Annotated in this window: 13 protein-coding genes; 5 read left to right on the forward strand and 8 right to left on the reverse strand. The window is 67.0% G+C overall.

Annotated features, from left to right (window positions below):
* Nucleotides 1-78 precede the first annotated feature (78 nt).
* The 6 genes from mdoH to ACF66B_RS13455 form a co-directional block, all read right to left on the reverse strand.
* The gene (mdoH, locus tag ACF66B_RS13430; RefSeq protein WP_392662918.1) at nucleotides 79-2,013 is read right to left on the reverse strand and encodes a glucans biosynthesis glucosyltransferase MdoH; all 1,935 of its coding nucleotides are present in this window, start codon (nucleotides 2,011-2,013) and stop codon (nucleotides 79-81) included.
* Nucleotides 2,010-3,581 (reverse strand): glucan biosynthesis protein G, encoded by a 1,572-nt coding sequence (locus ACF66B_RS13435; protein ID WP_162683199.1) that lies wholly within the window; start codon nucleotides 3,579-3,581, stop codon nucleotides 2,010-2,012. Before ACF66B_RS13435 ends, mdoH begins: the two co-directional genes overlap by 4 nt.
* Nucleotides 3,582-3,586: 5 nt before the next feature.
* Entirely contained in the window at nucleotides 3,587-4,783 is a 1,197-nt protein-coding gene (locus ACF66B_RS13440) for an OpgC domain-containing protein (RefSeq protein ID WP_111429189.1), read from the reverse strand.
* Nucleotides 4,784-5,208: 425 nt separating this feature from the next.
* Complete coding sequence (locus ACF66B_RS13445) at nucleotides 5,209-6,408, reverse strand: CoA transferase (protein ID WP_111429188.1); 1,200 nt, start codon at nucleotides 6,406-6,408, stop codon at nucleotides 5,209-5,211.
* 27 nt (nucleotides 6,409-6,435) lie between these two features.
* On the reverse strand, nucleotides 6,436-8,061 hold the full coding sequence (locus ACF66B_RS13450) for a thiamine pyrophosphate-binding protein (RefSeq protein ID WP_111429187.1): 1,626 nt from the start codon (nucleotides 8,059-8,061) through the stop codon (nucleotides 6,436-6,438).
* The gene (locus tag ACF66B_RS13455; RefSeq protein ID WP_111429186.1) at nucleotides 8,051-8,536 is read right to left on the reverse strand and encodes a DUF302 domain-containing protein; all 486 of its coding nucleotides are present in this window, start codon (nucleotides 8,534-8,536) and stop codon (nucleotides 8,051-8,053) included. The genes ACF66B_RS13450 and ACF66B_RS13455 overlap by 11 nt, the downstream gene beginning before the upstream one ends.
* Before the next feature lie 147 nt (nucleotides 8,537-8,683).
* Between ACF66B_RS13455 and ACF66B_RS13460 the strand changes: the two genes are divergently transcribed.
* Nucleotides 8,684-8,875 (forward strand): hypothetical protein, encoded by a 192-nt coding sequence (locus ACF66B_RS13460; protein ID WP_111429185.1) that lies wholly within the window; start codon nucleotides 8,684-8,686, stop codon nucleotides 8,873-8,875.
* A gap of 26 nt (nucleotides 8,876-8,901) precedes the next feature.
* Here ACF66B_RS13460 and nqrM read toward each other — a convergent pair whose 3' ends face one another.
* Entirely contained in the window at nucleotides 8,902-9,141 is a 240-nt protein-coding gene (nqrM, locus tag ACF66B_RS13465) for a (Na+)-NQR maturation NqrM (RefSeq protein ID WP_111429184.1), read from the reverse strand.
* A gap of 46 nt (nucleotides 9,142-9,187) precedes the next feature.
* Nucleotides 9,188-10,201: an FAD:protein FMN transferase gene (locus tag ACF66B_RS13470; protein WP_111429183.1), complete on the reverse strand. Its 1,014-nt coding sequence runs from the start codon at nucleotides 10,199-10,201 to the stop codon at nucleotides 9,188-9,190.
* Between the two features lie 231 nt (nucleotides 10,202-10,432).
* Here ACF66B_RS13470 and ACF66B_RS13475 point away from each other — a divergent pair, with 231 nt between their 5' ends.
* The 4 genes from ACF66B_RS13475 to ACF66B_RS13490 are packed head-to-tail and all read left to right on the forward strand — an operon-like array spanning nucleotide 10,433 to nucleotide 14,458.
* Entirely contained in the window at nucleotides 10,433-11,791 is a 1,359-nt protein-coding gene (locus tag ACF66B_RS13475; protein WP_111429182.1) for a Na(+)-translocating NADH-quinone reductase subunit A, read from the forward strand.
* A gap of 9 nt (nucleotides 11,792-11,800) precedes the next feature.
* Nucleotides 11,801-13,006, forward strand: coding sequence for an NADH:ubiquinone reductase (Na(+)-transporting) subunit B (locus ACF66B_RS13480; RefSeq protein WP_392664864.1), 1,206 nt, complete (start codon nucleotides 11,801-11,803; stop codon nucleotides 13,004-13,006).
* Nucleotides 12,999-13,805: a Na(+)-translocating NADH-quinone reductase subunit C gene (locus ACF66B_RS13485; RefSeq protein ID WP_111429180.1), complete on the forward strand. Its 807-nt coding sequence runs from the start codon at nucleotides 12,999-13,001 to the stop codon at nucleotides 13,803-13,805. Before ACF66B_RS13480 ends, ACF66B_RS13485 begins: the two co-directional genes overlap by 8 nt.
* The gene (locus ACF66B_RS13490; protein WP_111429179.1) at nucleotides 13,805-14,458 is read left to right on the forward strand and encodes an NADH:ubiquinone reductase (Na(+)-transporting) subunit D; all 654 of its coding nucleotides are present in this window, start codon (nucleotides 13,805-13,807) and stop codon (nucleotides 14,456-14,458) included. Before ACF66B_RS13485 ends, ACF66B_RS13490 begins: the two co-directional genes overlap by 1 nt.
* Nucleotide 14,459: the final 1 nt, after the last annotated feature.

Raw genomic sequence — 14,459 nt, forward strand, 5'->3', positions numbered from 1 at the left:
GCATGTCGCGGGGGTTCCAGGGTCGAACTCAAGATGTTGCCGGTCTGTTCGAGGGCGGCCCGGGCCGCCCTCCGCCGGTCATTCCGCGGCGAGGCGATCCGCCGGGCCCGGCTCGAGGATCGAGCGCAGGCGGCTGCGGTTCACGCGGGCGAGCCGGATGATGTTGGGCTCGTCGAATTCCTCGGGCGTGCCCATGTGCCAGCGGCTCCAGTCCATCTCGCGGAGGTTGACGCCCGAGAGCGCCGAGAGCGGAATGGCGCTCGCGAGGCTGAACGCGATCGGCAGCAGCCAGATCGAGACGATGCCGAGATACATCCCCGAGAGCAGCAGGGCGCCGGTGATGGTCTCGAGCGCATGGAACTTCGCCAGCACGCTCAGCGGATACTTGCCCCCCGCGCGCTGCTGCGGCTTCCAGGTCTCCTTGTAGCCGATCATCGTGCGGATCACCGCGATCGTCTGCTGCACCATCAGGATCGGGGCAAAGAGGATCGACAGCACGATCTCGAAGAGGAACGAGAGCGCGAACTGCTTCAGCCCGCCGAGCTGCTTCACCGAGACGCCGGTCATCCAGTAGGTGCCCGCCCCCATGAACTTCGGCGCAAGCAGCATCCCGTACATGAAGAGCAGGATGAAGAAGTTGTTGACCGAGGACATCTCCGGCCAGGTCGGGAACATCGGGTTCGCGTCGGAGAAGTAGGTGATGACGTTGGCATCGCTGCCGTTACCGATGATCGCCCAGAAGACCAGCAGCATGAACCACGCCGGCGAGAGCAGATAGGCCATCGCACCCTGGAAGAGGTGGAAGCGCGAGACGGCGTGGAAGCCACGCGAGGTCAGGATGTTCAGGTGCTGCAGGTTGCCCTGGCACCAGCGGCGGTCGCGGATCACGTAGTCGATCAGCGTCGCCGGCACTTCCTCGTAGGAGCCGCGGATGCGCGGCAGGAAGCGCACCGACCAGCCGGCACGGCGCAGGAGGCCCGCCTCGACGAAGTCGTGGCTGAGGATGAGCGCATCCTTCGCCCGCGTCGTGTTGATCCGCGGCAGACCGGCGCAGGAGGCGAAGGCCGCCGTGCGGATGATCGCGTTATGGCCCCAGTAGTTGCCCTCGCGGTCGGTCCATTTCGCCAGCCCTTCGGACAGCAGGCTGCCGTAGATCGCCGAGGAGAACTGCTGCACGCGGGCGAAAAGCGACTGCGCGCCGAAAAGCTGCGGGAAGGACTGGATCAGGCCCGCGGAGGGGTCGCGCGACATCTCGTCGGCCAGCGCCGAGATCGCCGAGCCCGCCATCAGGCTGTCGGCATCGAGCACGAGCATCGCCTCGTAGGCGCCACCCCAGCGCTCGGTCCAGTCGGCCAGGTTGCCGACCTTGCGGTCCACGTTGTCCTCGCGGCGGCGGTAATGGACCTTGCCGGCGGGCAGATAGCGGCAGATCTCCTCCATGGCCTGAAGCTCCTGCGCGGCGATCGCCTCGTCGCGCGTGTCGCTCAGGATGAAGAGGGTGTAGTCATGCACGCAATCGCGCTCCTCGAGTTCCTCGAGCATGGCGACGGCGTTGCCGAACACGTCCCAGGGCACCTCGTTGTAGATCGGCACCAGCAGCGCGACCTTGAGCGGCGCCGGCGGCGCGCTTTCGTCCACCACCTTGCGGTCGCGCAGGCGGTTGATGATCCCGACGGTGACGGTGCTCACCGAGAGCGCGATCCAGAAGAAGGTCATCGCGACGAGCGCGATGAGGAAACCCTCGAAGGTCGTGAGACCCTCGGTGCCGAACCAGTCGACAAAGGCCGCGATCAGCACACCGGTCGAGGCGATCGCGGGGAGGAAGGTTGCGAGCCGCCAGAGCCCGATGCCGGGCGCGGAGGTCACGCCGGGGGCATCCTTGTCGCGGTAGGGGGCGAAAAGGTTCTGGATCGGGCGCTCCAGCGGGCTCTCCGGCGGCATCATCGGCGTGTATCCGACGTTCGCGGCCTCCGGCGTATCCGGCTGTCGTTCATGCAATATCGTCGTGTTCATGCTGTCCACCTGTAGAGCCAGGTCTCGCTGATGACCTGACCGTCTTTCGAAAGCTGGGCCCTCATCTCGATTGACGAGGCGTCTCCCGGCACGAAGTGGAACGCCAGCCGCAGGCCGCCGGTTTCCGGGTTGCGTTGAATAATTCCATCCTTGACGGTGCCGCGGTTGTCGCTGAGCGAAACCTGGACATCTCGGGGGTTCGCGGGGAGGAGGTCATGCGCCGCGAAATCCACGGTGACGGTATAGCCCTCGCCGTGATGGTTCCGGCCAAGCCGGGTATTGATCACCCGGGCGACATCGCGCCCGAGGATAGGCTCCCCATCCCAGAACATCCGGTAGGAGAATTCATAGGGCTTGCCGGCGGGGATCACGTCCTTCGGGCGCCAGTAAGCCACGATGTTGTCGTAGATTTCCTTGTCCGCCGGGATCTCGACCAGCGCGACCGCGCCGTCGCCCCAGTCGGCGCCGGGCTCGATCCAGAGGCTCGGCCGCGTGTGGTAGAGCGCCTCGAGATCGGCGAAGTCGGAAAACTTGCGGCTGCGCTGCATGAGGCCGAACCCCTTGGGGTTGTGGTCCATGAAGTCGCTGACCTGCAGGGTCTTGGGGTTGGCGAGCGGCCGCCAGAGCACCTCGCCCGCGCCGTTCCAGACGAGCAGCCCGTCGGAATCGTGCACCGCGGGGCGGAAATCGTCGAAGCGGTTGCGGTTCGTCTCGTCGAAGAGGAACATGCTGGTGAGCGGCGCGATGCCGACGTGATCCATGTCGGTGCGCGGATAGAGCGTCGCGCGGACGTTGATCGTCGTCGCATCGCCCGGTTCGGCCTCGAAGGTGTAGATGCCGGTCGTGCTCGGGGAATCGAGCAGCGCATGGATCGTGGTCACCGTGTCGCCCGCTTTCGGCTCGACGATCCAGAACTTGGTGAAGGCCGGAAACTCCTCGCCGCGCTCGTCGGCGGTGCGGATGCCGAGGCCGCGGGCCGACAGCCCGTAATTCTCGCCGCGTGCGATGGCGCGGAAATAGCTCGCCCCCTGGAAGACGAGGAATTCCTTGTATTCGCCGGGCCCCGCGACGGCGCCGCGCAGCCGGAATCCCGAATACCCAAGCGTGTCGTCGATCGGCAGCTCGGGGGCCTGCTCGCCCTTCTTGAAGAGGTCGTAGTCGAAGAGCACGGTGCGCGATTCCGCGCCCGAGACGATATTGATCTCGACCGGGCGGGTGTAATAGGCGCCGGGCGCGAAGAAATCGACCCGCACGGGCTTCTCCGTGCCCTGCCAGAGCGCGCGGTTCGAGTTGAACCAGATCGCGCGATACTGGTCGTAGCTCATCTCGCGCCACGCCGCCGGAATCTCGGGGCGCTCGCTGAACCCCTGTTCCGAGAGCTTGCGGGCCATCTCCTGCAGGCCCTCGAGCGAGAACGGCGTCGCCTCCTCGGAAAGGGCCGGGCCCGGACGCGGATCGACGGTTTCGGCATTTGCAGGGCGCATGCCGAGGATCTGGCCGCCAAGGAGGGCTGGCCCGGCGCCCCCCAGCAGGGCGAGCATCGAGGTTACGAAGGATCTGCGGTTCATGGAAGTCATCTGGCCTTTCGCCAAGGCTGCGACTTGAACCATCCCGCCACGTAGGCAACGAGAATGATGGTCGCGAAGCCGGCAATGTTTGCCACCGTTTCGGTGAAGTAGCTTGTTCCGGAGAGGTCGAGCCCGAGACCGATCAGGCGCGAGGCGATCATGCTGCACACGAAGACGGCCAGCGACTGCTGCCCCACCTTCTGGACCGTGCTCACAAATCTGCCCCACACCCGCGCAATCCATCCCGTGTCCATGTTGACCACGAGCCGACGGCCGCCTTCGCCTGCCGCGACCCACCCCAGGTAGGCCAATGCCAGGAAGTGCGCATAGCGCAGCAGCCCTGCATTGGTCTTGCTGTTCAACCCCCGCAGACTCTCCGCCAGGCCCTGCAATGTTTCCGAAGAACGCAGGAGGGGCGGATAAGTCACAGGAATGGATATAGCGACGATTATAAGCGCTGCAACAACGAGGGCAGGTTTCACGGGCGGGGTCGGCAACCATCCGCGCATGAAGGCAAAACCAGTGAAAAACACGAGCTGCCAGGCGAACGGGTTGAAATACCACACGCGATGCGACCACGGCTCTGCGGGCAGTGCAAGATAACCGAGATTGGCCGCCAGCCAGGTCGTGAGCACCGCTGCGAACAGCAGCCCCCGGCCGCCCTTCGAGAGCAGCATCGCGAGCGGGATCATCGCCAGGATCACCAGATACATCGGCAGGATGTCGAAGTAGTTCGGCACGTAGGTGAGCGTGAAGAGGCCGACGATGTTGACCGGCGCGTTCTTGTAGAAGGCCTGGAGGTTCAGCGTGTCGACGTAAGGTTTCTCCAGCCAGCCGCTGTTGTCGATCGCCGTCAGCAGCAGCAGGATGGCGAAGAACATGCCGATATGGGCCCAGTAGACCTGCCAGACGCGCAGGACCACGCGGCCCGCGCCGAGCAGGAAGCCGGAGCGATCGAAGGTGGCCCCGAAGGCGATCGCCGAGGCCATGCCCGAGCAGAAGACGAAGATCTCCGCCGAATCCGAGAAGCCGAAATGGCCGGGGATCCACTGCGAAAGCCAGTTGTTCGGCGAATGCGAGACAAGGATCACGAACATCGCCAGCCCGCGGAAGAAGTCGAGCCTCGGATCGCGCGGTGCGGGCCGGGGTGCGGCCTTCAGCATGATGGGGGTTGCCCCGATGGGTTCGGCAATATTTTTCATTGGTATAGTTCGCATGCCTCGCAGAAGCGCTGGGTCACGAATGCCCGCGGGTCATCCCTCTCGAAGGGACAAGGGTCTGGCCGCCGTTCGCAGGTCGCGGCGCGCGGGGACGGAGAAGGAACCGGGCTGGTCGCCCGCAATACCGAATACTCGTGCGGCAGCCGCGTTCCTCCGAAGCAGCGCGGCCGGCATGTGCAGTCCTGTCATGTGCAGCCATGGTTTCATTCGGACAAACTCGCTCCCTTTGTTACACAAATTCCGTTCACAGTGCATTGGTTCCGTCGTCTTCACTAATGAAGTGGCGGGGTTCGCGGGTCTTCTGGCAGTAAAGCGCGGAAACTGTGCAGAAAATGTCGGCGCCTGCCCGATTCTTCAACAGTGTTTGACATCTGGAGGCCGGTGCCGCGCCGTTTCCGGCTTGAGGCTTAGTCCCGGGGCGTCTGCGGCTCCCGTTTCCCGATCCGCGACAGAACCGCCTCCGTGTCCTGCCCGAAGCGCGGCGGCGGCCGGAGGTAGCTCACCGGTGTCGCCGAGAATTTCAGCGGATTGCCTATGAGCGGCACCTCGCGCCCGCCGAGCCCGGGGTGCGGCATCGTGATCTGCATCCCGCGCGCCGCGACCTGATCGGAGGCGAAGACCGTGTCGAGCCGGTTGACCGGCCCGACCGGCACCTTGAGCGCCTCGAGCCCGGCCACCAGCTCCGCGCTCGGGATCGCCGCGACGAGCGCCTCGATCTGCGGCAGAAGCGTGGCGCGATTCTCGAGCCGCGCCGGGTTGGTGGCATAGGCCGGATCGTCCGCCAGATCCTCGCGGCCGAGAAAGCGCGCGAAGCGGCGGAACTGGGCGTCGTTGCCCACCGCGACGATCACGTGCCCGTCGGCGGTCGCGAAGACCTGATAGGGCACGATGTTCGGATGCCCGTTGCCGCGGCGGATCGGCACCTCGCCGGTGGTGAGATAGTTCAGGCCCTCGTTGATGAGCCAGGCCACCTGGGAATCGACCAGCGCGAGGTCGATATGCTGGCCCTCGCCGGTGCGGTCGCGGTGGCGCAGCGCGGCCAGGATGCCCACCGTGGCATACATGCCGCACATGACGTCGGTGATTCCCACACCCACCTTCATCGGCGCGCCGTCGGGCTCGCCGGTGAGGCTCATGATGCCGCCATAGCCCTGCGCCATCAGGTCGTAGCCCGGCTTGGAGGCGTTCGGGCCGGTCTGGCCGTAGCCCGAGATCGAGCAGTAGACGAGGGCGGGGTTGAGCGCGCGCAGGCTCTCCTGATCGAGCCCGTAACGCGCCAGCCCGCCCGGCTTGAAGTTCTCGACCACCACGTCGGCCTCGACCGCGAGGGCGCGCATCGTTGCCTGCCCCTCGGGGCTTGCGATATCGACCGCGACCGACAGCTTGTTGCGGTTCGCGCTGAGGAAATAGGCGCTCAGATCGCTCGGGGCGCCATCGGCATCGGCCACATAGGGCGGCCCCCATTGCCGGGTGTCATCGCCGCCGGTGGCCGGATTCTCGATCTTGAGCACGGTCGCGCCGAGATCGCCGAGGAGCTGCGTGCAGGTCGGCCCTGCGAGAATCCGCGTCAGGTCGAGAACCTTGATCCCGTCCAGCGCGCCCGCCATGACCCCTGCCTCCACCTCACCCAAACGTCAGATCCGTCCGTCGTAGGACCGACGGTCAATCTGCGCGGAAATGACGGAAAATCTCTTTTCTTGCAATGCATTTTGCAGTGCAGCACGCAAGCTCTCGCGATCCGTGACACTGCAGCCACAGCCGCCGAAGCCGCGGGCGATCGCGGCGAAGTCGGGGGCGGGAAAGTCGACGCCCGCATTCGCCATCTGCCGCCCGCGCTGCTTGAGCTCGATGAGCGAGAGGCTTGAATCGGCGAAGACGACGACGATCACCGGAAGCCCGAGCGCCGCGGCGGTGGCAAGCTCGCCCGTGCCCATGAGCAGGCCCGCATCGCCCGTGAAGCAGACGACCGGCCGGTCGGGCTCGGCGAGCTTCGCCCCGAGCGCCAGCGGCAGCGCGCAGGCCATGGTGCAGAGGGCCGAGGATTGCAGCAGCGTACCGGGCTCTGTGCAGGTCCACATCTGCGAGAGCAGGATGCGGTGCGCGCCCGAATCGGCCGTCGCGATGGTCTCGGGCGGCAGCACCTCCCGGCATTCGGCGATCACCGCCGCGGGGCCCCAGGCCTCATCGGCCGGAAACGCCGCCGCCAGGGCGGCGCGCAGCGCCGGCACCGCGCCATCGGGCCAGCTCCGGCGCGGCGCCAGCCCTTCGGCAAGCGCCCGGAGCCCCGCGCCGGTGTGGCCGATAAAGCTCACCCCGGCCTGATGCATGTAATGATGGTTCGGCGCCGCGGCGATCTCGATCACCGCCGCCCGGCCCGGATCCCAGACCTCGCGCCAGCCGGTCCGCATCTCGATCGGGTCATAGCCGGCGCAGAGCACGAGATCGGCCCGGGCGAGCAGCGGCAGGATCTCCGCATCGGCCCGGGGCGAGAGGCCCGCCCCTCCGAGCGCGAGCGGATGATCTTCCGGGAGCAGCCCCTTGGCCTTGTAGCTCGTGACCACCGGCATGCCGATCCGCTCGGCAAGCGCCCGGATCTCCGGCCCCGCCCGGTCGCGGAGCGCATCGAGCCCCGCCACCAGCACCGGCCGCTCCGCCGCCGCCAGCCAGCCCCGCGCCCGCTCGAGATCCGGGCCGGGCGCCGGGGCCACCGGGCTCGCCGCCACCCGCCGCCGCAGCGGCACGGCCGCCGCCGGCGCATCGGCCACCGAGATCGGCACGTCGATATGGACCGGGCCCGGCTGCGCCTCGGTCGCGATGGCCACGGCCTTGTCGGCGATCGTGTCCGCGCCGGCCGCGCTCAGCCGGAAGCCCGCCTTGACCAGCGGCCGGAACACCGCCTGATGGTCGAGCACCTGATGGGTGTAGGTGAGCGCCTCGTCGGCATCGACGCAGCCGGTGAGCAGCAGCAGCGGCACCCGGTCCTGCGCGGCATTGCCGACGACATTGACGCCGTTGAGGGCGCCGGGGCCGAGCGTCGCGACGAGGATGCCCGGCGCGCCGGTCCGGTGCCAGACGCCCTCGGCCATGAAGCCCGCGGCCGTCTCGTGATGGCAGAGCACGAAGCGGATCCCCGCCCGCTCCAGCGCATCGACAAGCGTGAGCACCTCGCCCCCCGGCATCCCGAAGGCATGGCGGCAGCCCGCCTCGTGGAGCCTGCGGGCGAGGAGATCGGCCGCGCGCAACGGCGCCTCAGCCGTCATGGCCGGCCGGCTCCGTCGCTTCCTCGGCGATCTCGGCAAATACCGCATCGAGCTCGGCGACGATTCCGGCAAGCTCCGGCCCGGCCTCGCCGAGATAGGGCGCATAGACCAGATCGGGGATCTTGTAGGAGAGCGTCGCGCCGCCGTCCGGGTCTTCGGTCACGTAGAAGCGCAGCGGTGCCTCGATCATCGCCGGCACCGAAAGCCCGAGGATGCGCACCGCCAGATCGTTGTTGAAGGCGCCGATCACCCGGTTGCCCGGGATCTCGATGCCGCGCGCCTTCGCGGCCTCCGTCGGGCCGGCTTCCGTCACGACCGCAAGCCCGTTCTTCCGGATCGCGGCTTTGACGTCCTCGACCAGTTGCGGATAGGGTTTCTCCGTCGCGATGACGGCCCAGCCGTCGCGCGGCTCCATCGTCTGGGCCGCCACGGCCGAGGCCCACATCATCAATCCTGCCAGCAGAATCCGCCGCATGCATGTCTTTCCCGTCTCAACGCACCATCCCGCGCGCCGCGCGCATGATCGCCGTTCGCGGCCGGGGAGGGGAGTCACACCTCCGTCAGCCCGGACACGTTTGCGTGCCGCGCGCGTGACCGGGCGCGGCCCGGCGAGGGGCCCGCAATGAGCTCGGGTCTCGTCCTCACCCCGCTCGCGGGGGTCCTGCTGCTTCTGGTGATGATCTTCTCCGGGCGCGCCTTCCGCGAGAACTGGAAGGCCCAGGCCGAAGGCTGGGTGCTGCGCGCCTGGCTCTACGGCGTGCCCGCGGCCCTCGCCTTCCTCGCGCTCGCCTTCATCCCGCTCCACTTCCGCTGAGCGGGCAGGGGGGCGGGGCTCCCGCCTCAGGCCTTGCGCGCGGCGGCGGCTTCCGCGGCGGCGCGGGCGCGCTTGCAGGCGAGCCGGTCGCGCAGCGGGCTGTCCGGGTCGACGGGCCGGGAACAGACGAGGCACTTGTCGGCGCCGGAAATCGCGTTTAGCCCGCCGCAGCTCCCCTTGATGCTCTTGCCCATCAGCATGACGCCGAGCGACATGCCCGCGACCACGAGCATGAGGAGGATGAAGGCGAGGACGAAGGTGGCCATCGGTTTCCTTTCCGGCGGGCCGCGCCCGTCGCGGCCCTGCCCAAATCTATTCGCTCCGCGTCTGATTTTCAAATGCGCTTGTCGCGCGCGTCACGAACCCGGTGCCATCGTGCGAGATGAACATCGCGGCGATATTGTTCTCCTCCGCGAGGTCGAGCCCCTCGTCCGCGCCGATCGCGAGCAGCGCGGTGGCCAGCCCGTCGGCGAGCATCGCGCTGTCGGCCAGCACCGTCACCGATGCCGTGCGGTGGGTGATCGGGCGGCCCGTCGTCGGGTCGATGATGTGCGAATAGCGCACGCCGTCCTGCTCGAAGAAGTTGCGGTAATCGCCCGAGGTCGCCATGCCGGTGTCCGAGATCGAGATCACTTCCTCGATTTCCTGCCGCCCCGCCTCGGGCTTCTCGATGCCGATCGCCCAGAGGTGCCCCTCCGGGTTCTCGCCGGCCGCCGTGAGATCGCCGCCGACCTCGACGAGGTAGCGCGTGATCCCGAGCCCGCGCAGCGCCTCCGCCACCCGGTCGATGCCGTAGCCCTTGGCGATCGCCGAGAGATTGATGCTGACCTCCGGCTTGAGCTTGGTGAGCGTCGGCCCCGGCCCGAGCTTCAGCAGGTCGTGCTCGCCGACATTCTCGCGCGCCGCCGCGATCTGCGCCTCGGTGGGCATCACCCCGCCCGGATCCGCGGCGCCGAAGCCCCAGAGATCGATGAGCGGTCCCAGCGTCACGTCGAACCGCCCCCGGCTCAGCAGGTGGATGGCATTCGCGGTGCGCAGCACATCGGCGAGATCGGCCGAGATCGGCACCGGGTCGGTGGAGGCATGGGCGTTGAGCCGCGAGACCTCGGACGTCGGGTCCCAGGTCGACATCTCGGCATTCACCTCCTCCAGCGTCGAGGTGATCGCGGCGCCGACGGCGGCCTCGTCGATGTCGGGCGGCGCGTCCACCACCGTCACGTGATAGGTCGTTCCCATCGTCTCGCCGGCAAGGCGCATGACCTCCGGCTTGCGGTCGCACCCGGCGAGCACGACGAGAAGGGCGGCGAGGAGGGCGATCGGGCGCATGGCGGGGGTCCGTCACTACTTTCGGGATGGGGCCTTGTCACACCATCTGCCCCGCCGGCTGTCAACTCGGCGGATCACGTGATGCGGTATCTGCTCCGCCCGCTCTCAACCCGACCGGTCCCAGGACGCGATTTGCGCCCGATACCTCGGAATTTAAGGCCAATTGCGTCTCGCAATGCGCGGATTTTGACTCTATGAATGGTAAACAGGGATAGTGAGCCAGCGAAAAGTATGTCTGAATTTGTATTGAAGCGGGGCCTCGACCTGCCGATGAGCGGCGCCCCGGACCAGACGATCCATGCGGGCGCAAGCCCGACATCCGTCGCAATCATCGGTGACGATTATATCGGATTGAAACCCAAGATGCTCGTTGCCGAAGGCGATACGGTGCGTCGCGGGGATCCGCTTTTCTGCCACAAGGACTCGCCGGAGGTGCTCTACACGGCGCCCGCCAGCGGCCGGGTCCGGGCGATCAACCGGGGCGCCCGGCGCGTGCTGCAAAGCGTCGTGGTCGATGTCGACGATGCCGCCGATCCGGGCCGCGATTTCGGCGCGATCCCGATGGGCGAGCTCGGCACCGCCCCGCGCGAGACGGTGCAGGCCGCGCTGCAGGCCTCCGGCCTCTGGACGGCCTTCCGCACCCGGCCCTATTCCAAGGTTCCGGCTCAGGGCACGGTCCCGGCGGCGATCTTCGCGACCGCGATGGACACCGAGCCCCACGCGCCCGATCCCGTCACGATCATCGAGACCGAGGTCGACGCCTTCGAGGCGGGCCTCACCGCGCTCACCCGGCTCACCGACGGCAAGGTCCACCTCTGCAAGGCCAGCGGCACGACGCTGCCGCATGCGGGCGTACACGGCGTGCAGATCAGCGAGTTCGGCGGCCCGCATCCGGCCGGCCTCGCCGGCACGCACATGCATTTCCTCGAGCCGCCCTCGCCCTCGAAGACGGTCTGGAGCATCGGCTACCAGGACGTGATCGCGATCGGGAAGCTCTTCCTCACCGGCCATCTCGACGCCACGCGCATCATTGCGATCGCCGGCCCGCGCGCGGCCAATCCCCGGCTCGTGCGCACGCTGATCGGCGCTTCCACCGATGCGCTCACCGAGGGCGAGATCTCGGAATACTCGCCCTGCCGCGTCATTTCCGGCTCGGTCCTCTCCGGCCGCGTCGCCGCGGGGCCGCTCGCCTATCTCGGCCGCTACGCGCGCCAGATCACCCTCATCACCGAGGACCAGGACCAGATGGTGCTGGGCTGGATCACGCCGCAGCCCGGCAAATACGCGGTGCAGCCCGTGCTCGCCTCCGCGCGGCGCAAGGGCCTGCTCTTCAACCTCACCTCGAACCTCAATGGCGGGCGGCGCGCGATGGTGCCCACCGGCACCTTCGAGGAACTGATGCCGCAGGACTACCTGCCGACCCAGCTCCTCAAGGCGCTTCTCGTCATGGACACCGATACCGCCCAGGCGCTCGGGGCGCTCGAGCTCGACGAGGAAGATCTCGCGCTCTGCACCTTCGCCTGCCCGGCAAAATACGAATACGGTCCGGCGCTCCGCGCGAGCCTCGAAAAGATCGAGAAGGAAGGCTAGCCGATGGGGATGCTGCGCGATTTCTTTGACAAGTTCGAGCCCTCCTTCCTCAAGGGCGGCCGCTACGAGAAATACTTCCCGCTCTACGAGATGATCGAATCCCTGGCGCTGACGCCCCGCACGGTCACGACCGTTGCGCCGCACGCCCGGAGCTTCGTCGACATGAAGCGGATCATGACCTACGTGGTCATCTCCACCATCCCCTGCATCCTGATGGCGCTCTACAACACCGGCTATCAGGCCAATGGCGCGATCATGGCGCTCGGGCCGGACAGCGCCACCGGCTGGCGCGCCTGGCTCGTGGCCAAGTCGGGGCTCCCCTTCGATCCGGGCAACCCGTTCTCCAACCTCTTCTTCGGCGCGCTCTATTTCCTGCCCATATATATCGTCACGCTCGCGATCGGCGGCATATGGGAATGCCTCTTCGCCGTGGTGCGCGGGCATGAGGTGAACGAAGGCTTCCTCGTCACCTCCATGCTCTTCGTGCTGATCCTGCCCGCCTCGACGCCGCTCTGGCAGGTCGCGCTCGGCATCTCCTTCGGGGTGGTGCTCGGCAAGGAGGTCTTCGGCGGCACCGGCAAGAACTTCCTCAACCCCGCCCTCGTGGGCCGCGCCTTCCTCTACTTCGCCTATCCGGCAAACATGTCGGGCGACACGGTCTGGACCCCGGTCGACGGCTTCTCGGGCGCGACCGCGCTCGGGATCACCGCCGCCGAGGGCCCGCAGGCGCTCGCCAATCACGGCATCTCCTGGTGGGACGCCTTCTTCGGGCTGATCCAGGGCTCGCTCGGCGAGACCTCGACGCTCGCCTGCCTGCTCGGCCTCGTCTTCCTGCTCGCGACGCGCATCGCGAACTGGCGCCTCATCGTCGGCTGCCTCGGCGGGATGATCGGCTTCTCGCTGCTCCTCAACCTGATCGGCAGCGACACCAACCCGATGTTCGCCATGCCGTGGTACTGGCACCTCGTGCTCGGGGGCTATGCCTTCGGCCTCGTCTTCATGGTGACGGAACCCGTCTCCGCGTCCCAGACCAATGTCGGACGCTATGTCTACGGCGCGCTCATCGGCTTCATGGTCGTGATGATCCGCGTCATCAACCCGGCCTTCCCCGAGGGCATGATGCTCGCGATCCTCTTCGGCAACATCTTTGCACCCCTGATCGACTTCTTCGTCATCAAGGCCAACATCGCACGGAGGGCAAAGCGCAATGCCTGAGCAGGAACCCCAGGGGTTCTGGGCCCGCTTCAAGGCCCTGCCCGTCGATTCGACCCCGAAGACGATCTTCGTGGCGGTCGCCCTCTGCCTCTTCTGTTCCATGGTCGTGGCCATGGCGGCGGTCTCGCTCCGCCCGGTGCAGGAGGCGAACAAGCTCCGCGACAAGCGGATCAACATCCTTCAGGTCGCCGGGCTCTACGAGCCGGGCATGGACGTGAACGAAGCCTTCACCTCCTCGTTCACGCCGAAGGTCGTGGATCTGTCGACCGGCGAATACACCGATGCCGTCGATGTGGCGACCTATGACGAGCGGGCTGCCACGCAGGATCTCAACCTGTCTGTCGCGCTCACCGACGACCCCGCGGGGATCGGGCGCCGCGCCAATTACGAGACCGTCTATCTGATGGAAAACCCGGACGGCTCGCTCGACAAGGTCATCCTGCCGATCCATGGCTACGGCCTGTGGTCCACGCTCTGGGGCTTCATTGCGCTTGAAGCGAATGGCAACGACATCTACGGGCTGCAATTCTACGAACACGCCGAAACGCCGGGCCTCGGCGCCGAGGTGGACAACCCCCGCTGGCGCGCCCAGTGGAATGGCAAGAAACTCCGCGACGATGAGGGCGACCTGGAGATCACCGTGTCGAAGGCGCCGTCACCCGCAGGACCGGAATTTCATGTGGATGCTCTTGCGGGCGCAACGCTCACGTCGCGCGGCGTGGACAATCTCGTGCGCTACTGGATGGGTGAAGACGGCTTCGGTCCCTACCTGGCCCGCTTGAGAGAAGGAGACGCTTGATGTCGCAGACGCGTAAGGAACTTCTCGTCGATCCTCTCGTCGACAACAACCCGATCACGCTCCAGGTGCTCGGGATCTGCTCGGCGCTCGCGGTCACCTCCTCGCTGCAGGTCGCAGCCGTGATGGCGCTGGCGGTGACGACCGTGACCGCCTTCTCGAGCTTCTTCATCTCGATGCTGCGCAACCAGATCCCCTCCGCGATCCGCATCATCGTGCAGATGGTCATCATCGCGAGCCTCGTGATCGTGGTGGACCAGATCCTGAAGGCCTACTTCTACGACATCTCCAAGACGCTGTCGGTCTTCGTCGGTCTCATCATCACCAACTGCATCGTCATGGGGCGTGCCGAAGCCTTCGCCATGAAGAATCCGCCGGTGGCCTCCTTCATCGACGGCATCGGCAACGGCCTCGGCTACTCGCTCATCCTCATGCTGGTCGGCTTCATCCGCGAGCTCTTCGGCTCGGGCTCGCTCTTCGGCGTCACCATCCTCCAGACCGTCAACAACGGCGGCTGGTACGTGCCGAACGGGCTGCTGCTGCTGCCGCCCTCGGCCTTCTTCGTCATCGGGCTGCTGATCTGGGCCTTCCGCACCTGGAAGCCGGAACAGGTCGAAGCACGCGAATTCCGCATCCAGACCGTGGAGGCCCACTGAT

Source organism: Amaricoccus sp. B4, assembly GCF_043226085.1.
GTDB lineage: Bacteria > Pseudomonadota > Alphaproteobacteria > Rhodobacterales > Rhodobacteraceae > Amaricoccus.